The organism is Vibrio sp. CDRSL-10 TSBA, from assembly GCA_039696685.1.
In the GTDB taxonomy this organism is placed as follows: Bacteria; Pseudomonadota; Gammaproteobacteria; order Enterobacterales; family Vibrionaceae; genus Vibrio.
The window spans coordinates 2609210-2633757 of record CP155566.1; the positions used below are offsets into that span (position 1 = coordinate 2609210).

Below are 24548 nucleotides of genomic sequence, written 5' to 3' on the forward strand. Positions count from 1 at the left end.
GATGAAAGAAGTGCGAGATAAGGCGTAAAAGTGAACAGCAGAGGACAAAAAAGACTAAAGATTAATCAAATACGGACGGTGCAACAAAATGCACATCAGGACAAATGAATGGAGTCTCAATCAGAAGTGAGTAAACAACAGGCAAAAGAAAAGCCCCTTTCCTTTGAGAGAACCGGGGCTGGGTTGGAAGCCAACGCCAATGTGGAGATCAGAGAAATGAACACATTTTGGCTACCAGATTGTGTATGACAACGTTTGCTTAACAAGCAGGTTTAGGTGAGAGAGCTTGCCAATCTCCGGTTATCATACTTTGCCAGGGTGCCTTCATCATAAGCTCACGTCTGAGCCGGAAATAAAGGCTCCCTATCTTACTGCAATAGTGAAATTGCAGAGTTAGGCAACTGTTTTGCTTGGGCAAGAATCGAAGTCCCCGCCTGTTGCAGAATTTGTGCTTTGGTCATTTGCGTGGTTTCTTTCGCAAAGTCGGTATCTTTAATCCGGCTCTTCGAAGCTTCCACGTTTTCCTGGATATTAGCCAGGTTGCTGATACTGTGGCTCAAACGGTTTTGCTTCGCACCTAGGTCTGCACGCTGTGCATCCACATATTTCAGTGCAGCATCCAGGATACCGACTGCGTTTCTGTGAGCCACCTACCGAGGTCACATCAATGTCCTGCACTGTTGTGTAGACACCGTTATCAGTACTCAGCCCCAACTCATTGGCCAAGCCACCGGAAATGCTTAAACCGGATGCCAGATTCGGTTCCGCGACAAAAACTTGCAGACGTCCCTCATCATCAACCGAGGCTTTAAACATATCGGTCTGACCGTTGAGATAGGTCGCCACTTCTTCAATATCATCCCCAGCTTTGGCATTGATATTAATCGTCACCGGTTCACCGTCTGCTCCGGTGTACTCTAACTGCATAGTGTTGGCATTAGCCGGTACACCCCAGTCCTGATTCTTGCCTTGCTCAGCAAGGTACGACACACCGCCCATACGATGGTCATCAGCACGGATGCTGGTCAGACCCATGATCACCGCTTCACCTGAGCTGGCACCGATCTGGAAGGAGGCTTCACCAAAAGAGCCGTTCAGCAGCTTACGGCCACCGAAAGAGGTGGTTTCAGCGATACGGTTCAGTTCATCCTGCAGAGCTTTCACTTCTTCGTTAATCGCGCCACGTTCAGACTCTGAGTTAGTACCGTTCGCCGATTGCAGTGACAAGTCACGCATACGTTGCAGAATCGAGGTAGACTCATTCATCGCCCCTTCCGCTGTCTGCGCGATCGAGATGCCATCGTTGGCGTTACGCATTGCCACATCCAGACCACGAGACTGAGCTGTCAGACGGTTTGAAATCTGCAGACCGGCCGCATCATCTTTTGCACTGTTGATACGATTACCTGACGACAGACGCTCCATCGAGGTGTTCAGCTCGTTAGACGACTTATTCAGATAACGTTGTGCGGTCATGGCCGACACGTTGGTATTGACGTTAATGGTCATAGTTTGCTCTCCTATCGAGTTCGCAAGCTTTATGCGAAGCGGTCAGCTGGACTCTTTTGGAAGCACTGACCGTGAATAACTTGCCAAACACGCATCACTGCGCGTTTTAGAACCGTATTTATAAACTGTGGTAATAATTTAAGGTTACTAATAACAATCCAAATTGTGTGCCAACTTTAAAATTGTGAGTAATTAAAAATTTATCTAACTATTTTTCAATCACTTAATTAAAGTCTTGTACTTAAAAGGCGTATCAGCTGTTAACCATTACCCCGAGCGGCAAACCACCATAGCCACATACATTGCCGCTTATTTATTCACCACCCGAGGCGGCAAATCCTGCCCTGTCAACGCGGCAAAAAAATGCCCATCAGGTAAAAGGTTAACCAACCTCACCACTGACACCCGGTTTAAGCTGCGTTCCTTTTCATTTCGCTGCTGTCATCTCACTTCGCACATATGGCATAGCTCATATGGCAGAGAAGTGCGATGCAGTTGCGAGCAGATAAAGAACAAGCACCACCTATCGTGCTGATCAGCGCAAGGCGTAATCAAATATAATTAAACAGAGTTAAATCTTTGGTTTTACCAAACGCTTGCTGAGAAGCCTGCAGCGCACGGGAATTCTCATTAAACTCGATCACCGCTTCCGCGTAGTCTAGATCCTCAAACTGGCTTTTCGACTTCGCCAGACTGATTTTAAAATCTTCATGCTGCTCTTCCTGAATATCCAGAGTACTCAGGTGGGCACCAATATCAGTCCGTTGTTTATTAAGATGGATAAAAGCGGTATGAAATTCTTCGGTCATCTGCTGCAACTTTGCTGTGGTCGAAGCGTCAGACACTGACCCTTTAGAGAGCTCAATGGCATCTCTGAAGGTATCGAAAATACTGTAGTTCTCGCGTGGCGTCAGCGACATGCTGTCACCGGCAGTCAGCTGGCCTTTGACGTGAATGGTCAGCCCTTCGTATTGAATACCGGTTTTCGGGTCAAAATCATCCGCAGCAACTACGTCTCCGTCACGCTCCAGCTGATAACCAAACTGGCCGTTTTGCATATCGACAAAGGTCACCGTGTATTGACCATCGTCATCCGGGTCGCTGTTGGTCGCTCTCTCAAGCAACAGTTCTGAGCCTTCCTGCAACTGATAATCCGGTGCGTAATCACCAAACGGGTTTTCAATCTCCATGAACATCTTGCTGCCCGGGGTATTAAACGGCACTTCCAGGCTGTTAGAGATCTTCATCTTGCGCTGGTAATCATCTCCGGCGTACGACACATTGCCGGCATTATCGCGAAAGAAACGGCTGGGTAGTCGGCTTGGTGCCGGCAAAAATATAATTACCCGATTCGTCCTGCACATTGGCCAGGCTGAGCATGTTGTTCGAAATCTCCTCCAGCTCACGGGCTTTAGCTGCCCGGTCTTCAGGAGAAAGTGAGCCGTTGATCATTTCCATCACGTTGCGTTTCGCTTTATCGGCAAAATCTTCAGTGTTGGAGACAATCACTTCCTGATGCTCAAGCCGGTTACGCACCAGAGTAATGGCATCAATGTACTGGCGCAGCTGCTCTTCCTGCTGTGACACATTCTGGATATAGTGGGTTGCCAGGGGATTATCCGCCGCTGACAACAGTTTCTTACCGGAAGCCAGCTGAGCCTGATTGTGATGAACTTTCGATTCCTGACGACGCAAATCATTTTGCACCGACTGATAATTGTGGAAGCTGGAAATACGATTAAACATTCAGTTGCTCCCCCTATCTCAGTGCCAGAATGGTGTTAAAGGTATCGTTGGCCGCCTGCATAATGCGCGACGATGCCATATAAGCCTGCTGAAACTTCATCATATTGGCCGCTTCTTCATCCAGGTTGACCCCGGATACAGAAGCCACCCGTGATTCGGCAGACTCTTTTTCTAAGCGTGCCACGTCGGTCAGACGCGATGCGGTCGACATTTTGAGACCAAATTCGGTATTCAGATTGTGGTAGACATCGATAATGGTCGAGTTGTTGTCATCCACGGTTTTATCACTCTGAATATCAATCATTTTGCGCAGGTTGCCATTGTCACCATCGGACGGGACCAGGTTGGCGGTAAACTTATCATCACGCAGGGCACCACGGCTCAGGGTAAAGATGGTCTCGCGCCCGCCATTCTCCTGCTCCGGAATGGTAATGGTCAGCTGCTCCTGATTGTCGTCAAACTGATAAGGTTCGTTGACCAGGATATTGCCGGCTTTATCCTGCACGCGCAGTTGCAGGCCACCGCTTGGATTACCGTCGCCATCGCGCGGCTGAATCACATAAGCTTCAAATTCACGCACGTCACCCGCCTGCTCAATATTGAATTTGGCGGTCCCCTGAGCAAAAGCGGTCGAAGCTTCATAACTCTGAGCGGCAATTTTGGACGCATCGTCGGTGGCCATGCGCATATTTGCCGCCCCATCACGGGTAGGACGGATAATCACCCGTTCGCCGGCGCGCGGCTCGTTATTAATCTGAATACGGAAACCATCCAGATCGATATGATCGCGTACAGGCACCACAGTGCTCTGTTCACCGTTCGGGCGGGTAATGATGTAATCGTCACCGTTATAGCTCAGTGAGTACTCGCCACCTTGCAACTGGCTGATATCCTGAATATAAACCGCCATGTCGGCCTGTGAATCGCTGGCGGTGATCACGCGGGCCTTGGCTATTTCGTCCGAGTTCACATCAATAAAGATATCGCTGCCGACATCGCCGCGCAGATCCAGGCCCTGATGCTGTAATTTATTGACTTCATAACTGAATGAGGTTGCCATTCGGCCCAGTTCATCCAGCAGCCCGGGTATGTGCTTATCACGCATATCCATCAGTGCTCCGATCTTACCGCCGATGTCGCGTGCGGTAATCGGCTTGATACCGTTGCCTTCCACCATAGCCAGACGATGCTGTTTCACATCCGGGTACCCATCAATCATCTTCAGCTGACTGGCCTCAGTACCGGAAACCAGAGTGTGACCGTTACCGATATGAACATTAAATCCTTCAGCATTTTTGCGCGGCGTCACGGTAACCTTAGTGTACTCAGACAGCTCTTTAACCAGCTTCTCGTGCTGGTCCATCAGGTCATTGTGCGGCCCTGGAGTACGCATCATCAGACGTTGCAGATCGCGGATTTCCAGACCGAGCTGGTTAATACGTTTAATGCCGACATCCAGCCCCTTGTTCGTCACATCAAACTGACGCCGGATGGTCTCATGGAAGTCATTCATGTTCTGGCTGATTAAATCGGCTTTTTCCAGCACCACTTTACGTGCGCCGACATCATTCGGAGAATCTGCCAGGCTTTTTACCGAATCAAACCATTCATTGAGGTTTTCCGGGATTTTTTTCGATGCGACCGACGACAGCAGCTTGGAAAGCATATCGAGGTTTTCTTCACTGTCGCGTTTAAAGGAGTAGTCGGTGGTGGCAAGGTTGAGCTCTTTAACGGCAAACTGATCCCATGAGCGGCGAACATTTTCCACGTGCACGCCCATGCCATACGTTTCACCGCCAAACTGGCGCGGCGTATTGGTGCCTTGGATGACAGACTGACGACTGTAACCCTCTGTATTAACATTAGAAATGTTATGACCAGTGGTGTTAAGTTGTCTCTGAGCTGTCAGTACGCTTTGCGCACCCAAATTCAGCAGATCAGACGCCATAATGCCCCCAAAAACCAAGAAAATTGCCGCACTAATGCAGCACCTGTTAAGGTAAAAGCAATATGTATGCCAAAAGAGAAAGTCAGACTAAGCCACAGAAAAATAAGGGATTGGTGACAAGATAAAATTGAGAATACTCATCAGGCAGCAGTAAAAAACCGGCAAGAATGCCGGCTTATTAATAAAGAAGCGATGCGGTTTTGCATCCACGCTTACAGCACATCCATCTGCTCTATCTGACTTTTCACCCGTAACACCTTGTCGGCATACTCAGGATCCGTGGCATAACCGGCCTGATGGATCCCGCGAATGAAGGCTTCATCATTACCGTCATGCTGCAGCGCTGTATTGTAACGTGGGTTATTTTCCAAAAAGCGCACATAGTCATTAAAGCTGTCCTGATAGGTGCCGTAGGAACGGAATGCCGCTTTTTCCATCACTGGTGTGTGGTTGTAATATTCCAGCGTCTGGGTCGCGACTTTATTACCCTGCCAGCTGCGGTCAGCTTTAATGTTAAAAAGGTTATGGCTGCTGCCACGCGCATTTTTGACCACTTTCTGCCCCCAACCGGTCTCCAACGCCGCCTGAGCCAACAGCAGTGAAGCATCAATTCCCAGAGCTTTGGCCGCTTTATTCGCATACGGCTTGAGCGAGGTCACAAACGACTGCGGTGATTCAAATGCATCCGCTTTCTCACTGGCTACCGGGCTTGCCGCTGCGGCAACCTCCGCCGGCTCAGTTGCCGGTTGCATTGCCGCCTGCTCACGGGCACGCTCGACGCGGCGCATGGCTTGGTCAAAATTATCGCCCTGATCAGCACCGGCATTATCGCCTGCAGAGAGCTGGGCAACTATCATATCGGCTAACCCAAGCGAACCGGAAGCACTCAGTTTCGCTGGTCATCTGTTCATCCAGCATCTGACGGTAAAAGTCTTCATTCTGACTGTCGAACATTCCCGATTTGAAGCTGGCATTAGCATCACGCATCGATTTCAGCATCATGGTCGTGAATATCGATTCGAATTGGCGCGCCGCCGAGCGCAGCGCTTCTTTTTCCGATTGTTTGTCGCCGGTTACCGCCTGCTTACGCAAGCTGTCCAGGCTGGCAATATCGTGAATAAAACCGACATCATTAGGATTATTAACCATGACCTGCTCCTTAAATAATGATCAGTTGGCCTTCAATGGCACCCGCTTGTTTCAGCGCCTGCAAGATAGCCATCAGATCCGACGGAGCGGCGCCCACCTGATTGACGGCGCGGACTAAGTCGTCCAGCGTCACCCCTGGCTCAAGTTTAAACATCTTGCCTTGTTTTTCAGTCACTTCAATGGACGAGTCCGGTACGACCGTAGTCTGTCCTGCCGAGAGTCCGTTTGGCTGGCTAACATTCAAATCTTCTTTAATCGCGACCGTCATGCCGCCGTGAGTGACCGCAGCCGGTCTGAGACGCACATGCTGGCCGACGACTATGGTGCCGGTACGCGAGTTGACGATGATTTTTGCCGCACCGTCAGCCGGATTGAACTCCAGGTTCTCAATCGCAGATAAGAAAGCCACACGCTGGCTGACATCACGTGGCGCGCGCACTTTGACCGAGGTGGCATCGACGGCCGACGCCATTTGCGGCCCCAGGAACTGGTTCACCGCATCCGCCATACGCTGCGCGGTGGTGAAATCAGATTCAAACAGGTTAAAGGTAATAAAATCGCCGCGGCTGAACGGGGTCGGAATTTCGCGCTCGACAATAGCACCGTTGGAGATGATGCCCACGGTCGGGTTATTGCCGACAATACTCGAACCATCCGCACCGTTAGCACTAAAACCGCTCACGACCAGGTTGCCCTGAGCGACGGCATACACCTGTCCGTCCAGGCCTTTGAGGAAAGTCTGCATCAGCGTACCGCCACGCAGGCTGGACGCGGAACCAATCGATGACACGGTCACATCAACGGTTTGCCCCTGTTTGGAAAACGCCGGTAAATCAGCCGTGATGATTACAGCGGCAACGTTTTTGGTTTTTGGCTTGGTACCCGGCGGCAATTGGATGCCGAAATTCTGCAGCATCGCGTTAAAGCTTTGATCGGTAAAGGGTGTGGATTCGCCGGTGCCCGGCAAACCGGTGACCAGGCCGTAACCCACCAACTGGTTACTGCGCACACCCGCTACCTGAGCCATATCTTTGATACGGGCAGCCTGAGCCGTTGCCGCAACAAACATCAACAATAACAATGTGAGTCTTTTCATGGTGGATTACCTGTCTCTTTATAAAAACAATGAGGCCAATCTGGCCCCATCGATACCTCAAGCTGTCAAAACTTCGACCATCGGGTCCGACTTACAAAGAGACATTAAAAAATCGTGCCAAGAATCCAGGTTCTTGCATATCTTGATTGGTTCCGGTGCCTGAATACTGAATCCGGGCGTTGGAAATACGGTTTGATGCTATGGTGTTATCAAACGCAATATCATCCGGACGAATGGTGCCGCTGAGACGAATGTACTCATCCCCGGCATTCAGAGTCAGCCATTTCTCGCCGCGGATCACCAGGTTACCGTTCGCCAGTACTTCGATCACTTCCACCGTAATCGAACCAGATAAGCTGTTGCTCTGGTTGGCGGCAGAACTGCCGGAGAACTTATTGTCATTCGACAATGCGTAAGAAAAATTGTAGTCGCCCAGTTTAAGCTCCTGCCCGCCGACACTGAGCGGATCCATCGAAGCATCATTGGTTTTAGACAAATCCGCATCGGCGCTTTTGGCTGCCTTGGTGCTCTCATCCAGGTTAACCGTGATGATGTCCCCGATACCATGCGGCTTGGAGTCATCGTACAAGCTGTTAGCATGGTCGAGATTAAACAGAGAACCGGTTTCTGCCGCATAATGCTCCGGCTTTTTCTTAGGATGAATCGGCGCCCAGGCCGGGTCACCCGCCACCGGGTCAGTACGATTACGCAGGGTATCAATAAGACCTGTGCTGTCGGCCTCAGACTGATCGCCTTCAACCGCATCCACCACTGTGGTGCCTTGGGCAACATCCGGCGTTTCAATCGGCTCCTGCAGCAGGCTACAACCCGATAACAGCGAAATCAAAGCTAAACTGAGTAAACGTTTCATCGCAGTATTCTCTTGCTAATCTATGACTCATCCAGCGCTTACAGCTGCTGGTTAACAAAGCTCATCATCTTGTCTACAGCTGAGATAACTTTCGAGTTCATCTCGTAGACACGCTGCGCTTCAATCATGTTGACCAGTTCTTCGGTCACATTCACGTTGGAACTTTCCAGCATCGACTGACGAATATTACCCAGACCATCCAGACCAGGAACTCCTTCCTGCGGATCGCCGCTGGCGCCGGTCGGTAAGTAAAGGTTCTGTCCGATCGGTTCCAGGCCACCAGGGTTAATGAAATCAACCGTGGTGATCTGACCCAGCACCTGGTTGTCCTGCTGGCCACGTACCCGTACTGACACTTCACCGTCATTACCAACCGAAATCGAGATAGCATCGTCAGGGATAACAATCTCCGGCTGCAGCGGATAGCCGTCGCCTGAGGTCACGATCACGCCTTCAGCGTTCAGGGTAAACTGGCCATTACGGCTGTAACCGATGTTGCCATCGGGCATCAGAATCTGGAAAAAGCCATCGCCTTCAATCATCATGTCCAAACTGTTGGACGTGGTCTGTGCATTACCATGAGTATGCACTTTTTGGGTTGCGACAACCTTTGAGCCTGCACCCAGCATCAGACCACTCGGTAATTCGGTGTTCTGAGACGACTGGCCGCCTGGCTGGTTAATATTTTGATAAAACAGGTCTTCAAACACCGCACGGCTTTTCTTAAAACCTACGGTCGAGGCGTTGGCCAGGTTGTTGGAAATGGTCGCAATGTTGGTTTGCTGTGCGTCCAGACCCGTTTTACTTACCCATAATGCCGGCTGCATATTAAACTCCTGTTCTCGGTTAGCTCATGCGCAGCAGAGTATCGGATGATTTATCCATGTCTTCTGCCGTTTTCATCATCTTGACCTGCATTTCAAACTGACGTTGCAGATCAATCAGGCTGGTCATTTCGCCAACCGCATTTACGTTACTGCCTTCTACCGCACCGGTCAGGATTTTGACCGTTGCATCTGCGTCATAGGTTGCGTTGGGATCTTTCGCCCGGAACAGACCATTGACATCTTTGTATAACGATTGATTATCGGGTTTGACCAGTTTGATACGATCAACGATTTCCATCGCATCCGGCGGCGCGCCCTGCGGACGAACTGAGATGGTCCCGTCATTGCCGATTGACACTTTGGCCAGCGGAACCGGCAGCGTGATAGGCGCACCGTTCTCACCCAGCACCAGATGACCGCTGCCATTCATCAGCAGTCCGTTCGCGTCGATATTGAGATTGCCGTTCCGGGTCAGACCTTCTTTGCCGGTTTTATCCATCACTGCCAGCCAGCCATCGCCCTGAACAGTCACATCTAAATCTCGGCCGGTCGTGATCACGCTGCCCTGCTGAAAATTGTGCCCCGGACGCTCAGTCATACTGAATACCCGGCTTGGCAGGCCATCACCGTACGCTTGCATGGAACGCGCCTGCTCCAGATCCGCCCGGAAACCGGTGGTACTGACGTTGGCCAGGTTGTTCGCTCTCAGCTGCATTGCTTGCATATTCTGCTTGGCGCCACTCATGGCTAAAAACAAAGCACGATCCATAATTTGCTCCCAAAATCGTTTATTAACTGTAATAAAGCAATTGGCGTGCCAAAAATAAATAGTGTTTTAAATCAGATTATTAGAAAAGATAAAGCAGGAGATTGTGCAGAGAGGAAGACAGATTTTGCCGCGGCAATAAGGCAAGTGGCAATCCTGTCAAACCAGCGTTGCCGCTGGTTTGACAGACCAGATGAAAGGATTATCGAATCTGCAGGATGTTCTGTTGCAGCTGGTTGTGGACTTCCAGAGCACGTGAGTTCGCCTGGAAGTTACGCTGCGCGGAGATCAGGTCCACCAGCTCCTGAGTCATATCAATGTTTGACTGCTCGAGTGTGCCGTTTCTTAATGGTACCAAATGAACCTTTGTTGGATTCACCCCAGATTTTACCACCGGACATCTGAGTCGAATCCCACTGAGTACCACCTTTCTTATCCAGGCCTTGCTCGTTCGGTACACGCACCAGACCCACACGGCCCAGAGTCACGTTTTCACCGTTCGAATAAGTACCCATGACACTGCCGTTTTCGTCAAAGTCGATTTTAGTCAGGAAGCCGGTTGTCGCACCATCTTCATCGAACTTAGTCAGCTCAAACGGAGCGGCAAACTGAGTTGCCGCGTCCAGACCAAAAGACAGGGTCTGATTGACATCGGCACCGTTCAGGTTGATCGGGTTAGCACCAGCGCCCAGCGGGTCAGATACGATCGGCTGACCATTGTTCAGGCTTGCCAGTGTACCATCGTTGTTGAAACGCATGGTGTGACCCACTTGTCCGTTGCCCGCTGTCGCATCACCGCCGGTAATGTTAATTGGCTTCTCACCTTCACGGTCAGTCACTGTGTAGTAAGTCTGCCATGTATTCGGCTGAGTCTGATCTTTCAGATAATACGTGGTTAACTTATATGACTGCCCCATCGAGTCATAGATGGTTGACGAGGTTGAACGGTTGTAAGTTTCCGGATCGGTAAAATCGAACAGCGTCGGATCTTTCAGATCGCCATTAGCCGGTAGGTTAACACCCACATCAATATTTGAAGTCTGCTTTGGCTTACCAAATTCAGCTGGAATGTTCAGCGGTGAAGGCTCATAAGACAGCACTTCGCCGGTATCCGGGTTAACCTGATAGCCCAACAGGAACTCTTCATTCGAGGTCACCATGTAGTTGTCTTTGTTCAGGTGGAAAGCACCGTTACGCGTCAACTCATTTTGCTGCGGCACCATACGATCTTTAGAAACCGCAAAAAAGCCGGTACCTGAGATACGTAGGTCCATCGGGTTGTTGGTATAAATACTGGAACCTTCATGGAATTGCTGCGCGACCTTGTTCGCCATCACACCACCACCCGGAGTGGTTTTCGCGTTAGTGAACAGTGAATTCGAGTAAACATCACCAAATTCCGCACGCGACTCTTTAAAACCAAAGGTATTGGCGTTCGCAATGTTGTTACTGGTGGTGTTCAGATCTAACTGAGCTGCGGACAAACCGCTTAGAGATACATATGACATTCCAAATTCTCCTATCTAGCTAGCATGATTATGCTTGGCCAACTTCTAGTACTTCAGCAAGTCGAACTGGCGATTCAAAACCAGCCAGATTGAGCAGTACGTTACCATCACCTTTACCCAGGAGAAACGCTGTTGACATTGGCATAGGTCGAAACCTCAAAGTCTTTGCTTTCACCATTCAGCAAACCCGAAGCTCTCACTTTGTATTTGCCGCCCGGCAATGGATTACCGTTTTGATCATTACCGTCCCATTCGATGCGGTTGTCACCGCTTGGCTTCGCTCCGAGATCAAACGTGCGCACCAGCTGGCCCGCTTCGTTTTCAACTCGCACCATCACGTTTTCCATGGATTGAGGGAGCTTCACCATCGCCGCCATACTGGCGCCGTCCTTTTTCACCCCTGCTGCACCTGGTACCAGTACATCACGACCTACCAGAGAAGATGCCTGCAGAGCTTGGTTTGATGTCATCGACGCGTTGAGACTTTCAAACTGCTTGTTCATGTTGCCGATACCATCAACCGTGGCAAATGAAGCCATTTGCGCGATCATCTGGTCGTTGCCGACCGGCTTAAAAGGGTCTTGTTGAGAAAGCTGCTTGGTGAGCAACGACAGGAAATCTTCTTGTTTCAGATCCTGTTTACCCGTTGTCTCAGTTGGCTTGTTTTTCTCTTGAAGCGCTTTTAGCTGGTCAACATAGGACAAGCCGCTTTGACCAACGTTATTAATTCCGGCCATTCGCTACCTCCTTATCCTTATTGACCCATCTGCAGCGTACGCAGCAGCATTTGTTTACTCGCCTCAGCAACCTGAACATTACTTTGGTATGCGCGGGATGCTGAGATCATATTGGCCATTTCTTCCATCACGTTAACGTTAGGCTTGTAGATATAACCTTCGTCATTAGCGAGTGGGTGATCCGGATTAAACTCCGCAGAGAGCGGCTTATCGCTTTCTATAATGCCCAACACTTTGACCGGCACGTTGGCATCGTTGTTGTAACGCGCCTTACTTAACTCAGCACCAAACACAGCATGACGGGCTTTGTAGGTGTCTTTCGCAGAGCTGCTGACACTGTCCGCATTCGCCAGGTTGCTTGAGGTGGTATTTAGACGAACAGATTCAGCACTCATTGCAGAACCAGTCACATTGAACACATTAAATAGGCTCATCTAATTATTCCCCTTTGATTGCTTTGGTTAAGTTCTTAAACTTACCGCCTAAGAAGTCGAGTGATGCCTGGTGACGCATCTGGTTTTGCATAAACAGGTTACGCTCCAGATCCACGTCTACCGTGTTGCCATCACCGGTGTCAGGTTGTGTAGGAAGCCGGTAAAGCATTTCCCCTGTCACATTCGCGGAGGCAGGAATATGCCGACCATCGGTAAGGCTAAGACCAATGCTTGCCTCCGAACTTGCCGCTTGCAATGCCTTCTGGAAGTCCATTCCTTTCGCTTTGAACCCAGGTGTGTTTGCTTGCGCAATGTTAGAAGCAATCACTTCCGCATTACGTTCACGCACACCCACCGTGTACTGGTGGATACCGAGTGCATTGTCAAAAGAAATAGCCATACTGTGCCTCTTTGATAGAACTGACCGTTACTGATGAATCTATAGCAATTAGCGTACCAACTTTAAAAATACGTGATTGCCGCATCTTCATCCTTATGCTGTTTTGCAAAATACACGCCAGAGCAGTGAGAAAAGATCATATCCGGTAATATTTTCATCCAACCCTATTTACAAAGCCGCCACCGGGGGAATGTCAGCCCGGCGGCAAGCCTGCCGCGCACCTTTGCCTACTTAGTATAGCCGTCATCTTTCACCGGAAGCATCTTTAACCGGACACACACCTTTAACATATCCATCGCTCTCACATCGGCTTCTTAGCGGAGCTCCTTGCGGGACAGACACGAGAGGAATGTAAAAGGAAGAAGTGCGCAAACGGGACACACACCTTAAGCCGATCGCAGAAGGCCTTGCCAGCGGCAACTGAGAGGTGCCACGGAGAGTACAGCGGCAAACAAAAGCCCGGCAATTTGCCGGGCTGGTCGATGAGTTAATGAAGCTACTTAAGCTTATAGATGATACCTGGGTTACAGCGCACCATCTCAAAACGGTCAGTCAGACCGGTCAGAGATTCTGATGCCCCAAGCAGCAGGTAGCCACCGGGATTAAGGCTGCTTGCCATTTGATTAAGTACTTTAGACTTCATCTCTGGCGAGAAGTAAATCAAGACGTTTCGACAGAAAATAATGTCGAACTTACCTAGCAAGCTATAACTTTCCATCAGATTCTGCGGGCGGAAATTAACCATTCGCTTGACGTTGTCTTTGATCTTCATCCGGCCATCACCGGCGTCTTCAAAGAAGGTGCGGCGGCGCTCCGGAGAAAGACCACGTCCAAGAGCCAGGTTGTCATACACACCAGCGCGGCACATATCCAGCATACTGGTCGAGATATCGGTCGCTGTAATCGATACGCTGGGTAACACACCAGGACGACGCTGCTGTACTTCCAGCACAGTCATCGCCATCGAGTACGGCTCCTGGCCTGAGGAAACTGGCCGAAGACCAGATTTTGATCGGACGCTTGTTCTTAGCCAGTTCAGGCAACAGCTTGTCGGCCAACACTGTGTATGGATAGGTATCACGAAACCATAGGGTTTCATTAGTCGTCATCGCGTCCACTGCGGCGACACGCAACTCACGATTGCGGCCGGTTGTAACATCACGCAGCAGATCGGATAGCGATGCCAGCTTGAATTTGCTGACAAGCGGACTCAGACGACTTCTGACCAGGTATTGTTTACTGTCTCCCAGCACGATGCCGCACTGAGATTCCAGAAAGCGGCAGAAATCACGATATTCTTGATCGCTGATAGTTATCGCAGTCATTCAGTTCTCTTTATTCTACTAAAGCTTTTTTCACTGCGTTACCCAGTTCATCCGGGTTAAATTTCGCAATGAACGAATTCGCACCGACTCGCTCAACCATCGCTTGGTTGAAGACACCACTCAGTGAAGAGTGAAGAATAACATACAAGTCTTTGAGAGCCGGGTTACGACGAATTTCAGCAGTTAGGGTATAACCATCCATTTCCGGCATTTCAATATCTGAAATAACCAGAGAGATCTGATCGTAAATACTCCCCTCTTTTGCCATGTTGGCCAATTGCTGATGAGCATCTTTGCCGTCTTTGGCGAGGATACACTCAAATCCAATTGACTCAATTGCGCGTTGCACCTGTTTGCGTGCCACGCTTGAATCGTCCGCAATCAGTATACGGCGTACAATTTCTTTTTCCTGCTCAGCATGAGCAATCTGCTCGCCAATGCTGGCATCCATCACTTCGTTGACCGGAGCGATCTCAGCCAGAATTTTCTCTACGTCGAGAATTTCCACCAGCTCGTTATCAATATTGGTTACCGCAGTCAGGTAGTTACCTTTACCAGCTCCTTCCGGTGGTGGCAAAATGGCTTCCCAACGCATATTGATGATGCGCTCAACTGAACTAACCAGGAAAGCCTGAATCGTACGGTTGAACTCAGCAATAACCACAAAACTTTTGTCAACTTCGGTGGTCGGACGGCCGCCGATCGCCAGACTTAAATCAATCACCGATACGGTCTGACCACGGATGTGCGCAACGCCTTTTACCAATCGATGCAAATTAGGCATTGCAGTCAAACGAGGGCACTGGAGAACTTCTTTCACCTTAAATACGTTGATGCCATAACGTTGGCGTCCGTTCAGACGGAAGGTTAGTAATTCCAGTCGGTTTTGACCGACGAGTTGCGTACGTTGATTCACAGAATCAAGAATACCCGTCATATGCACATCTCCATCTTAAACATTTTTATGTGAAAAAGTGATAATCTACCTGAGGCTATGAAGAAACCAGAGAACCGAACCATGATTTCGAATACCCGTGTATGCCAACATACCAAATGTAAGTGTAGAGCTTTCTGCCACTTTTATTATAACTGTATCGGCTTTTTGTTAGTTTTCTTTAGTCTTTCTGTGCACAGTGCGACACCGGAACAAATTGTTCAAATCCAACAAGCCGCTCAGCAGCACGTTTCTGAGTAACGTGGATACACCGGCCGGCAGCGAACTGGATGTCAGTGCCGCCAATGTCGATGAGCGTATTTTCGCCACCGACTGCCCTGCACCACTGCAGACCTCATCATCATCTAACAACGGCTCTGCCAGTGCGATCACTGTGTTAGTAGAATGTGAGCCTGATAACTGGAAAGTCTACGTTCCGGTCAAATTAACCGTAACGGTTCCCATGGTCACCGCACTCACACCGCTGACCCGCGGTCAGATCATCACAGATCATAATGTGACTATGAGTATGGTAGATCTGCTGCGCTTCAGACGGCAAGGTTTTTCCTCTCCGGATTTGGTGGTCGGAGCAAAGACCAAGAAAAACCTTAAGTTAGGTGATGTCATCGAGCAAAATGATGTTTGTGTGGTTTGCCGTAATGAAAACGTACGTATCCGCGCCGTCAGCGGCGGGATGAGCATCACAACCGAAGGCACCGCGTTGTCAGACGGGACCTTTGGCGAACAGATAAAAGTGAAAAATAGCAAATCTAACCGTATAATAGATGCTCAAGTCAGCGGAATAGGTGAAGTCACCGTACGATTTTAGCTGCCTCTACTCAACGCAGGGAAATTTACCCGACTGTTAAGAAAAAGCTAAAGTTCGTCGCTCAACAGTCGATATTGACGGTACACGTTCATAGTTTTATAAGGCTCAAAAATATGGCAGGCATTGATAACATTCGCTCAGGTAACTCGTTGACGACAACGAACAGAAGCCCTGCGCGTTCAGAATCTAATGCATCATCAACAACTTCTGGCTCAGTCAGTCAAAGTTCTCAACCGCGTAGCGATGCGGTATCGCTGAGCTCTCAGGGCAAAGCGATCGGTGAAATGCATAACGAAATGGCCGCGACGCCAAGTTTCGACAGCGCCAAAGTCGCTGCAATCAAAGAAGCGATTGCCAACGGATCGTACAAAGTCGATCCGGAGAAACTGGCCGACAATATGATCAAATTTGAAAATGAACTGGGTGGCCTGTAAGCTGATACTCAGTCCGGCAAAAAGGTGATGAAGTCATGGCAGCATTAAAAGACTTAGTCGAGTTCCAGCTCAGAAACGCTCAGGATCTGTCCGCGTTACTGGAGCAGGAAAAAATTGCCATCACCAGCCGTGTTGCCGCGGATATAGAAACGCTGGCAAAACAAAAAATTACTTTAGTTGGCCAGTTGCAACAGACCGATCAGCGCATTTCCAATCATCCTCATGTTCCGAGCCTGACAGAAGATGAATACTTGGCGAATCTGGTCGAACAAATCCGCACCCTGGTACAAGAGTGCCAACAAGCCAATGCCGTCAACGGTGAAGCGCTGAATCGTGCCCAGCTCAGTTTCAACAAACTGAATAATCTGATGCAACAAAGTCACGGTAAAATCGGTATGACTTACAACGCGACCGGTCAAACCCATACCGTGTCGACCTTAGGCACCAATATTAAAGCTTAAGTTAGTTTTTTGGTTCACGGTGTCAACGTGCACTAGTCAGATAATAAAAATGCAGATAATAAAAAAGCGGCTTGAACGGCCGCTTTTTTATTATCTGGAGAGAAGAGAGATCAGCACAGAGTTAGGATCAGAATAATGTTTGCTGACGATTTTCCGGTACCTGCTGCACTTCACCGTAGTCACGCAGACGATCCATTTTACGAATGTCGAGACGCAGCTCAGTCACGTAATTGTCGCCGACTTTATAACTGCGCACCACTTCCGCACCGCGAATCACACCATCAACAGCACCGGCCGTCAGTTCAGTACCCATGCGCTGATCCTGCAGTTGCGAACGCCCGCTGACGCGCATCCCGTACACCTGTTCGGCGAGTTCACGATAAGCATCTATTTTCGATGCGCGCATCGCGCGAAACCTGTTTCTCTGCCGTATCGCGGCCACGCTGTTCATTAATATTGGCGTAACCTACCGCCGTTAACCATTCATCCGCGCGCAAAGTCTGGAGTGGCTGACATCCGGATAAGGCCATCACAGCGGCCAGCAATAAGAGTAATCCGTATTTCATCCTTTCCTCCTAGGGACGCAATATCACAGTGTAGGGTTGAGTCATGGTTGGATCGGAACGAATTAACACCCCATCCTGAGTACGCATACTGTTCAGCGTATCCAAATCGCGGCCAATACGATCCGCCGGCAAAAAGCCTTGTGCCGTTGCCACCACAACGCGCGACTGCATGCCGACCACGCGAGCATTAATTAATACCCCGCCTTCCTGACGCAACATAGTCCCGGTTAGTACGTACTGGATCTCTTGTTGCTGGGCCAGATCCTTCCATTCACGACTGAACGCAAAATCACCCTGTTGAGTGACCTGAATGGAGCCTGTGGTTTTGAAATCCACCACTTTAAAGCCACGACGCTGAAACTGATAAATCAACCCTTCCGAAACGGAATTACCCAGCCAGTTAGTGGTGTCCATATTCTGTAAATCAACAAAAGAGGTAATCGCTATCGGGGTGCGTGCGGTCACACTGGTATTCGATTCCACCAGATCTTCGGTCAGACTGTCCACAAAGAAGTTCAGGGTATGACGCGGACTCTCCATCAACATGAACTGTGAACCGCCGTATGACTCTTTGCCGTTATAAATCGGGGCATAAGAGCAGGCGGTCAACATGACCACCGGCACTAAACAAAGCCATTTTTTCATTATCTTCATCTCCAGATATACTAAGGCGATACGTTCAATTTCACTCTCTCTGATGAAACTGGAACGCTCTTTGCTTTTCTAAGCTGAGACCACTTTGAACAGCAAATGCCTACATCAGCTGAAAATTAAAAAGCAAAATTTGTACCTGACTGGTAAATTACGATGAAAAAAAACATTTCTTCTTTAGTTTCAATGCTTTTATTGGCACTTTGGATTCCTGCAGCCCACGCGGCCTGGTATGAAGTTACCGGAACCTCGACCATTGTTGCCTCCGAGGAATCGGCAAGACTGCATGCATTGGAAGATGCCATCTATAAAGCGGTAAATTTTGCCGGGGCAGATATCGGCAGCATCAGCAACCTGCTGCCACTCTTGCAAGACAACCGGCGCGAATATCTGTTTGCCAATCATGAGGTACGCTCAATTTTAGTGGAAAACCGCCTTGTGGTCGGGAATGTGATGCAGGTGCGCGCCCGGATTGATATTTATCCATCGGCAACAGCTTGCCACATCAGCAACTATAAAAAGACATTTATGATCGGCAATATTGATGTTGCCTCCCCACAACAAGCCGTGATGGGTCAGATCTACGATGTCGGCGATGACTTCGCCCATATCCTCAACCGCCAGATCGAGCAGGACTCACACAGCTTTATGTCCGTGGGGACGACTGATTACGACATGGACGCCCGCAACCCGGAACGAATCAAAATGTTGGCTCAGGATTCAGGCGCTCAGTACCTGGTTGGTGGAGTGATCACCGACCTGACCGCAACCGTAGATCAGAAAACCTTTCAGGACGATGTGATTAACCGCCAGTTCGCTTTGGAACTGCATGTATTCGACGGCAAGACCGGCAGCGAAGTCTATAAAGGTAACTATCGTGAAGTGGCAAACTGGCCGTTTCGCGAAAACCAGTCAGGTCGATACCCGCAGCGCGCGCTTCTGGACATCCACTTACGGCCAGATGCTGCTCCAGGTTAGCCGCGATATCATGCTGGATCTGGAATCACAGATTTCCTGCAAAATAACCCTGCCCGAGGTCGTGGCCAAATTTGGTGAAACCGTGACAATGGATTTAGGCAGAATTCACGGCGTCAGAGAGGGCGATAAGCTGCAGCTGTGGCACACCGGTGCCTTTATCGATCAAAACGGCCTGCCGCGTAACAAAGTATCACAAAGCGAAATCACCCTGACCGTAAGCCGTGTCTATGACACCAACGCAGAACTGACCGTAGACCAGCCTGAGCTGGCTTCCAGTATTCAAGTTGGCGACGTAATGCACAAACAGCTGTGATTGTGATTTGAAAACATGAATTTATTCAAATAATTGGGTAGTATATTACCCATCCGCTCCCGTGGCACAGCTGGATAGCGCGGCCCCCTCCTAAGGGGCAGGTCACAGGTTCGAATCCTGTCGGGAGCGCCATCTTTTTACAGGGCTTAGTGATGAATATCGCTAAGCCCTTTTTGTTTGCCGCCTCCGCTAATTAGCAAATAAGACAACATGACGTATGGCCGGACTCAGATCTCAGCGGTATTGAACATCTAACCTCAGCGACTCATTCTGTATAGCCTGACAGGCTACGCAACTGACTCTGCGCCCAAAGAAATAAACTCAGTTAAACATCAATATCACCGACAAAAAAATCCCCTCAACCACAAAGATGAGGGGATTAGAGATAAACTCGCTATGCTTTATCGGCAACACTAGGTTGTATCACTTCGCATTAGGCTTTGCAGCGCAGCTTATCAGATAGCTTGAGCTTATAGCTCGATATCCGCAATCGGTGCTTTCTCAGGGATAACCGCATCAGCATCTGGTGCCGGCGCATCGCCTTGCGCCTGCTGAGGTTTGTGCAGACCGAGTACGGTACTGGTGTAGTTCAGCTCGTTTAGCGTCGCTTCAACATCACCATTCAGATGCTGACCAAATGAAGGAATGATCTGCTTCAGTTTATCGTTCCAGACACCATCAACACGCTCGCTAAATACGGATTTCAAAACATTCAGCATGATAGGGGCTGCGGTAGACGCACCTGGCGATGCACCCAGCAGAGCCGCCAGTGTTTTATCTTGTGAAGCAACGACTTCAGTACCAAATTGCAGACGACCGCCTTTCTCTTGGTCTTTCTTGATAATTTGTACACGTTGTCCTGCTGTCCACAGTCTCCAGTCTGCTTTTTTCGCATTCGGATAGTACTTCTGCAGCTCAGCAAAACGGTCCTCGTCATCCTGCAGCACCTGGCCAATCAAGTAAGTCACCAGATTAAAGTTATCCAGGCCGACATGCACCATAGGCATCAGGTTATCTGCGGTGGTCGAACTCATAAGATCCCACAGTGAACCATTTTTCAGGAACTTAGTTGAGAAGGTAGCGAACGGACCAAACAGGATCACTTCTTTACCATCAATGCGACGCGCATCCAGGTGTGGTACTGACATAGGTGGCGCACCGACTTCAGCCTGACCGTACACTTTGGCCAGATGCTGTTGCACTACTTCCTGGTTTTCGGTGATAAGGAAACTGGCCACCGACCGGGAAGCCGCCATAGTTATCCGCTTCAGGAATACCCGATGCCTGCAGCAGCGGCAATGACGCGCCACCAGCACCGATGAAAACGAATTTAGCGTGGATCTGTTTTTCCTGCTCGCCGTTGGCCAGATCAGCCACAGTCACAGTCCAGCTGCCGTCCGTGTTCTGTTTCAGGCCACGAACTTCAGTTTGCAGTTGCAGATCAAAGTTCGGTTGCGATTGCAGCGAGCTGACCAGTTGGCGGGTGATTTCACCGTAGTTCACATCCGTCCCCAGCACTGAGCGGGTGGCGGCAACTTTCTGATTCGGATCACGACCTTCCATGACCAGCGGCGCCCAGGCTTTGATCTGTGCCGGATCTTCTGAATAATCCATACTCTGGAACAGCGTGTTTTTCTGCAATTCAGCGTAACGGGCGCGCAGGAAGTTAACATTAGTATCACCCCACACGAAACTCATGTGATTGACGCTGCGGATAAAAGATGCCGGGTTATGCATCACTTGCTGATCGACCTGATAAGCCCAAAACTGACGGCTGATCTGGAAGTCTTCATTCACCTTAACCGCTTTGGTTACATCGACGCTACCATCCTGCATTTGCGGAGTATAGTTCAGCTCCATCAGCGCAGAGTGACCGGTACCTGCGTTGTTCCAACCATTCGAGCTTTCTTGGGCAACATTGTCCAGACGTTCAACCATGGTCATGTTCCACTCAGGCTCCAGCTCCTGCAGATACGTCCCCAGAGTCGCGCTCATGATCCCGCCGCCAATCAGCAGCACATCAACCGGTGAATCATTATCATCAGCATACGCTGACGGAAAAGATGTCATACTGGCAACAGCAAACAACATCATGACTAATTTTTTCATAAAGACACTGACCTTAAATATAAAAATTGAGCAGCGGAGGGAAAACCCGCCTTTGCTCTAAAAAATGGATAACCGATGGATATTAAGTAGTTAATCTGTCAACAACGCATCAATAAATAATCACCTCAAGCCATGTGCCTTAAATAAATAATGATAAAATTAATTAATAGCGCAACACGACCAGATTTAAATTAACATTATTAAAAATAAGCATCGTTATATTTTGAATGAAAAACACGGTGTAAAATCACTCAATAAAGATTAACTAACCATGACTTAGCAGTCATAAAAATAAGACTTCACTTATTTAGCTTTGACTAAATACACTGCGTGCCACAGTGTCCTTCCTTGTGGCACGCAAACTACCACAGCAAAAATGTGAAGTAAACAAACAAATCAACAACAAAAGCTTCACGAATTTGGTCTTTTTTAAATAATTCAATATATAGAATAACATCCCATATAAAGACGCATTATAAACACTACAATATCAAAGGTTATGCACTAAAAAATAAACACTCCGTCAAATACCACTAATAAAATAAGGTATTAGCTAAATACAAAAATAGCCGTAAATATATAATGTTACTTTCCGGAAAATCGCTGTATTTTCATTCATCTTACTAACTACATTTAGCATCTTTCAAGAGATGTGTTTATATCCGTACCAATAATAATCAGGAAGACATAAACGGGACACTCCCCTTTGCGCACTCCACCTTTAACCATACTTTCCATACAGAGTTATTGCATGCCGCAGAGAGCTGAACCGGAGTTATTTAAGAAGCCAATTGTGTTCAAGACATAAACGGGACACTCCCCTTTACGCACTCCACCTTTAACCATACTTTCCATACAGAGTTATTGCATGCCGCAGAGAGCTGAACCGGAGTTATTTAAGAAGCCAATTGTGTTCTGGCTAAACTCAGCCACAATCCAACCATTCAGCCACTACGAGTTTATGTTATGACCACGGCGCGATCCCAGCTTATCTTTCCAGACATCACTCCCTACTATCATTGTGTGTCACGCTGTGTGCGCCGCTCCTTTTTGTGTGGTCAGGATCCGCTGACCGGACAGTGCTATGAACATCGTAAAACCTGGGTTGAGGAACGAATCTTGGTCCTCGGCGAAATTTACTGCATCGATATCTGTGCTTATGCAGTCATGAGTAATCACTACCATCTCGTCGTACGTATAGACCAAAAGACCGCTCAGTCCTTATCCGCCGCAGACATCATTGCCCGCTGGCGCTGTGAACATCACCTCCCGCCGCTAATTGAACGCTACCTGACAGGGGCACTGAGCAATCAGACCGAGCTAAATCTGTGTAACGAGATAATCGAGATCTGGCGCAGCCGCCTTGGATCACTGAGCTGGTTTATGAAAGAGCTTAATTACGACATCGCGGTGCAAGCAAACCGGGAGGACGAATGCACCGGCAGATTCTGGGAAGGTCGCTTTAAATCCCAAGCACTACTGGATGAAAAGGCACTGCTTGCCGCGATGGCTTACGTCGATCTAAACCCGGTTTCGGGCACGAGTAGCCGACGCTCCTGAGCAATCTGAGCATACCTCGATCAAAGCTCGGCTGGATTGCTTCACCCAAGGAAGGAATGAAACAGGGAGTCTCGCCAGTTTTGTCGGTTATCAGCCGCTGGATAATAGTGACGGGATACCATTTCGGTTTATGGATTATCTTGAACTTCTTGACTGGATTGGAAAACAGATTCGTCATGATGGTAAAGGTCATATAGCTCAGCATCTGCCCGCAATTCTGCAGCGACTTTCACTGACACAGCCACAATGTTTAACCTTGTGTACTCAGCTTGAAACCAAATCCAGACGATGGATAGGTGGCTCTCAACCATTGCGCATTGCCAAGCAGAACCTCAACAGACAACGAATGGTTGGCTTAGTCATTACATAGATACAATGAATACTTTAATGATTTAGCGCTGCTTTCATTTCTCATTAATGAGAGTTAATTTAATTTCCATCATCAATAGTGAGGAAAATTTAGTACTTATCCCTCTCCGCTTACACCATAAAATAAGCAACTACATTCTTATTAGATAATCTCATCTAGCTAAATTATCCGCCGCAAAAATAACAACCCACGCAATTAACCCTGTCCGTTTAGTGGCTAATTTTCAGGCCAATTCGTTGTTTTTTATACGGCGCCTTTTTTTGCAAAGATGTGTGTCCAGTTCCATTTCTAAACTTGTGTGTCCCTTTTGTGGCGGGGGCCAGCTTCATTTCGCGCAAATCTGACATCGCCCTGATGAAGGGCGATCAGTTTCCCCTATTCTGTCGCTACTATTCTTGCGAATTTATTCTACTATTACTATTAACAATATTATCTATAACATCGCGTATGACAAAGAGTAACCTGGAAACCAACACTGGTCACCGCTTTATCTCTAAAGCCAAGACGGCGTATAAGATTCATATTCACACCCCTGATGACAAAGTTTTGCATCGGTCGGTGGGCTACATCCGGATTGGTGAGAAAAAGGGTTTAAAAAAAGCAATCAAGATGCGTAACGAGCTTGGACGAGAAATGTGGGGGCCATATTGGCGACGTATCCTGAAAGACCCGTATCTGATGACCCGGCTGCCCCACAGTCTGGAGCCTAAAATCATCTATAAACCGCGCCCGACACAGGATAACCCGGACTGCCGTGATGCCTGTTACATCGCAGCCTGGCGTAACTATGATGACAAAGGCCGCTGCACGTTCAAAAGCGTGGTCTGCTCTATCAATAAGCATGGCAAATTAGCCGCTTACACTAAAACCAAAAAGGCTCTGCTGGAAGCACATAAAGACTGCCTCGACATCTTGGTCTATATGGGCCGTTTAAACAGTATTGATCTCAAATAATCCGTTGGGTTGATATTGTCACAACGAGGTTCAACGTAACACCAGTCAAGCAAACAAGATGAAAAAGCCCACC

15 protein-coding genes, 1 tRNA gene and 9 pseudogenes are annotated in these 24548 nt (G+C 48.7%); 7 read left to right on the forward strand and 18 right to left on the reverse strand.

From position 1 onward, the window contains the following. Nucleotides 1-368 precede the first annotated feature (368 nt). From ABDK09_19810 to ABDK09_19875, 14 genes and pseudogenes are all read right to left on the reverse strand, one after another. Nucleotides 369-1509: pseudogene (locus ABDK09_19810) on the reverse strand (flagellin). 551 nt (nucleotides 1510-2060) lie between these two features. Next, nucleotides 2061-3255 (reverse strand): annotated as a pseudogene (flgL, locus tag ABDK09_19815) (flagellar hook-associated protein FlgL). A gap of 13 nt (nucleotides 3256-3268) precedes the next feature. Beyond that, on the reverse strand, nucleotides 3269-5203 hold the full coding sequence (gene flgK / locus ABDK09_19820; GenBank protein XAW89108.1) for a flagellar hook-associated protein FlgK: 1935 nt from the start codon (nucleotides 5201-5203) through the stop codon (nucleotides 3269-3271). 212 nt (nucleotides 5204-5415) lie between these two features. Next, nucleotides 5416-6352: pseudogene (gene flgJ, locus ABDK09_19825) on the reverse strand (flagellar assembly peptidoglycan hydrolase FlgJ). 10 nt (nucleotides 6353-6362) lie between these two features. Then, on the reverse strand, nucleotides 6363-7448 hold the full coding sequence (locus ABDK09_19830) for a flagellar basal body P-ring protein FlgI (GenBank protein XAW89109.1): 1086 nt from the start codon (nucleotides 7446-7448) through the stop codon (nucleotides 6363-6365). Between the two features lie 91 nt (nucleotides 7449-7539). Further along, complete coding sequence (gene flgH / locus ABDK09_19835; protein ID XAW89110.1) at nucleotides 7540-8319, reverse strand: flagellar basal body L-ring protein FlgH; 780 nt, start codon at nucleotides 8317-8319, stop codon at nucleotides 7540-7542. Nucleotides 8320-8357: 38 nt separating this feature from the next. After that, the gene (gene flgG / locus ABDK09_19840) at nucleotides 8358-9146 is read right to left on the reverse strand and encodes a flagellar basal-body rod protein FlgG (protein ID XAW89111.1); all 789 of its coding nucleotides are present in this window, start codon (nucleotides 9144-9146) and stop codon (nucleotides 8358-8360) included. A 19-nt stretch (nucleotides 9147-9165) separates the two neighbouring features. Next, entirely contained in the window at nucleotides 9166-9915 is a 750-nt protein-coding gene (flgF, locus tag ABDK09_19845; protein ID XAW89112.1) for a flagellar basal-body rod protein FlgF, read from the reverse strand. A 199-nt stretch (nucleotides 9916-10114) separates the two neighbouring features. Continuing rightward, nucleotides 10115-11420: pseudogene (gene flgE, locus ABDK09_19850) on the reverse strand (flagellar hook protein FlgE). Nucleotides 11421-11448: 28 nt separating this feature from the next. Next, a pseudogene (flgD, locus tag ABDK09_19855) lies at nucleotides 11449-12157 on the reverse strand (flagellar hook assembly protein FlgD). A 17-nt stretch (nucleotides 12158-12174) separates the two neighbouring features. Then, a complete protein-coding gene (gene flgC, locus ABDK09_19860; protein XAW89113.1) occupies nucleotides 12175-12591 on the reverse strand; it encodes a flagellar basal body rod protein FlgC in 417 nt (138 codons plus the stop codon). Nucleotides 12592-12595: 4 nt separating this feature from the next. Beyond that, the gene (gene flgB / locus ABDK09_19865) at nucleotides 12596-12991 is read right to left on the reverse strand and encodes a flagellar basal body rod protein FlgB (GenBank protein XAW89114.1); all 396 of its coding nucleotides are present in this window, start codon (nucleotides 12989-12991) and stop codon (nucleotides 12596-12598) included. A gap of 496 nt (nucleotides 12992-13487) precedes the next feature. Next, nucleotides 13488-14316, reverse strand: a pseudogene (locus ABDK09_19870) (protein-glutamate O-methyltransferase). A gap of 10 nt (nucleotides 14317-14326) precedes the next feature. Continuing rightward, the gene (locus ABDK09_19875; GenBank protein XAW89115.1) at nucleotides 14327-15253 is read right to left on the reverse strand and encodes a chemotaxis protein CheV; all 927 of its coding nucleotides are present in this window, start codon (nucleotides 15251-15253) and stop codon (nucleotides 14327-14329) included. A gap of 81 nt (nucleotides 15254-15334) precedes the next feature. Between ABDK09_19875 and flgA the strand changes: the two are divergent. The 3 genes and pseudogenes from flgA (at nucleotide 15335) to flgN (ending at nucleotide 16974) form a co-directional block, all read left to right on the forward strand. Beyond that, nucleotides 15335-16079, forward strand: a pseudogene (gene flgA, locus ABDK09_19880) (flagellar basal body P-ring formation chaperone FlgA). A gap of 113 nt (nucleotides 16080-16192) precedes the next feature. Continuing rightward, on the forward strand, nucleotides 16193-16513 hold the full coding sequence (gene flgM / locus ABDK09_19885; GenBank protein ID XAW89116.1) for a flagellar biosynthesis anti-sigma factor FlgM: 321 nt from the start codon (nucleotides 16193-16195) through the stop codon (nucleotides 16511-16513). Between the two features lie 35 nt (nucleotides 16514-16548). Continuing rightward, nucleotides 16549-16974 (forward strand): flagellar export chaperone FlgN, encoded by a 426-nt coding sequence (gene flgN, locus ABDK09_19890; protein ID XAW89117.1) that lies wholly within the window; start codon nucleotides 16549-16551, stop codon nucleotides 16972-16974. A gap of 127 nt (nucleotides 16975-17101) precedes the next feature. Here the strand turns inward: flgN and flgP are convergent. Together flgP and ABDK09_19900 are read right to left on the reverse strand one after the other, a co-directional pair. Next, a pseudogene (gene flgP, locus ABDK09_19895) lies at nucleotides 17102-17540 on the reverse strand (flagellar assembly lipoprotein FlgP). 9 nt (nucleotides 17541-17549) lie between these two features. Beyond that, nucleotides 17550-18185 carry a FlgO family outer membrane protein gene (locus ABDK09_19900; protein ID XAW89118.1) on the reverse strand — a complete coding sequence of 212 codons (636 nt, stop codon included), beginning with the start codon at nucleotides 18183-18185 and terminating at the stop codon, nucleotides 17550-17552. Between the two features lie 162 nt (nucleotides 18186-18347). Here ABDK09_19900 and ABDK09_19905 point away from each other — a divergent pair. Both ABDK09_19905 and ABDK09_19910 read left to right on the forward strand, forming a co-directional pair. Further along, a pseudogene (locus tag ABDK09_19905) lies at nucleotides 18348-19482 on the forward strand (flagellar assembly protein FlgT). A 55-nt stretch (nucleotides 19483-19537) separates the two neighbouring features. Continuing rightward, a tRNA-Arg gene (locus ABDK09_19910) sits at nucleotides 19538-19614 on the forward strand. 338 nt (nucleotides 19615-19952) lie between these two features. Here the strand turns inward: ABDK09_19910 and ABDK09_19915 are convergent. Beyond that, nucleotides 19953-20684 carry a malate:quinone oxidoreductase gene (locus ABDK09_19915; GenBank protein XAW89119.1) on the reverse strand — a complete coding sequence of 244 codons (732 nt, stop codon included), beginning with the start codon at nucleotides 20682-20684 and terminating at the stop codon, nucleotides 19953-19955. Continuing rightward, nucleotides 20647-21591 carry a malate:quinone oxidoreductase gene (locus ABDK09_19920; protein ID XAW89120.1) on the reverse strand — a complete coding sequence of 315 codons (945 nt, stop codon included), beginning with the start codon at nucleotides 21589-21591 and terminating at the stop codon, nucleotides 20647-20649. Before ABDK09_19920 ends, ABDK09_19915 begins: the two co-directional genes overlap by 38 nt. A 966-nt stretch (nucleotides 21592-22557) precedes the next feature. Between ABDK09_19920 and ABDK09_19925 the strand changes: the two genes are divergently transcribed. Together ABDK09_19925 and ABDK09_19930 are read left to right on the forward strand one after the other, a co-directional pair. Then, nucleotides 22558-23151 (forward strand): hypothetical protein, encoded by a 594-nt coding sequence (locus ABDK09_19925; protein XAW89121.1) that lies wholly within the window; start codon nucleotides 22558-22560, stop codon nucleotides 23149-23151. A gap of 817 nt (nucleotides 23152-23968) precedes the next feature. Then, nucleotides 23969-24475 (forward strand): Fe3+-citrate ABC transporter substrate-binding protein, encoded by a 507-nt coding sequence (locus tag ABDK09_19930; GenBank protein ID XAW89122.1) that lies wholly within the window; start codon nucleotides 23969-23971, stop codon nucleotides 24473-24475. Nucleotides 24476-24548: the final 73 nt, after the last annotated feature.

What these genes read in the sequence shown, in the direction of transcription:
- ABDK09_19930 (XAW89122.1), top strand. Translation starts at nt 23,969, where the DNA reads ATGACAAAGAGTAACCTGGAAACCAACACTGGTCACCGCTTTATCTCT.
- ABDK09_19900 (XAW89118.1), bottom strand. Translation starts at nt 18,185, where the DNA reads ATGAAAAAATGGCTTTGTTTAGTGCCGGTGGTCATGTTGACCGCCTGC.
- flgM (XAW89116.1), top strand. Translation starts at nt 16,193, where the DNA reads ATGGCAGGCATTGATAACATTCGCTCAGGTAACTCGTTGACGACAACG.
- flgB (XAW89114.1), bottom strand. Translation starts at nt 12,991, where the DNA reads ATGGCTATTTCTTTTGACAATGCACTCGGTATCCACCAGTACACGGTG.
- ABDK09_19925 (XAW89121.1), top strand. Translation starts at nt 22,558, where the DNA reads ATGACCACGGCGCGATCCCAGCTTATCTTTCCAGACATCACTCCCTAC.
- flgG (XAW89111.1), bottom strand. Translation starts at nt 9,146, where the DNA reads ATGCAGCCGGCATTATGGGTAAGTAAAACGGGTCTGGACGCACAGCAA.
- flgC (XAW89113.1), bottom strand. Translation starts at nt 12,591, where the DNA reads ATGAGCCTATTTAATGTGTTCAATGTGACTGGTTCTGCAATGAGTGCT.
- flgH (XAW89110.1), bottom strand. Translation starts at nt 8,319, where the DNA reads ATGAAACGTTTACTCAGTTTAGCTTTGATTTCGCTGTTATCGGGTTGT.
- flgF (XAW89112.1), bottom strand. Translation starts at nt 9,915, where the DNA reads ATGGATCGTGCTTTGTTTTTAGCCATGAGTGGCGCCAAGCAGAATATG.
- ABDK09_19875 (XAW89115.1), bottom strand. Translation starts at nt 15,253, where the DNA reads ATGACGGGTATTCTTGATTCTGTGAATCAACGTACGCAACTCGTCGGT.
- ABDK09_19920 (XAW89120.1), bottom strand. Translation starts at nt 21,591, where the DNA reads ATGAAAAAATTAGTCATGATGTTGTTTGCTGTTGCCAGTATGACATCT.
- flgN (XAW89117.1), top strand. Translation starts at nt 16,549, where the DNA reads ATGGCAGCATTAAAAGACTTAGTCGAGTTCCAGCTCAGAAACGCTCAG.
- ABDK09_19830 (XAW89109.1), bottom strand. Translation starts at nt 7,448, where the DNA reads ATGAAAAGACTCACATTGTTATTGTTGATGTTTGTTGCGGCAACGGCT.
- flgK (XAW89108.1), bottom strand. Translation starts at nt 5,203, where the DNA reads ATGGCGTCTGATCTGCTGAATTTGGGTGCGCAAAGCGTACTGACAGCT.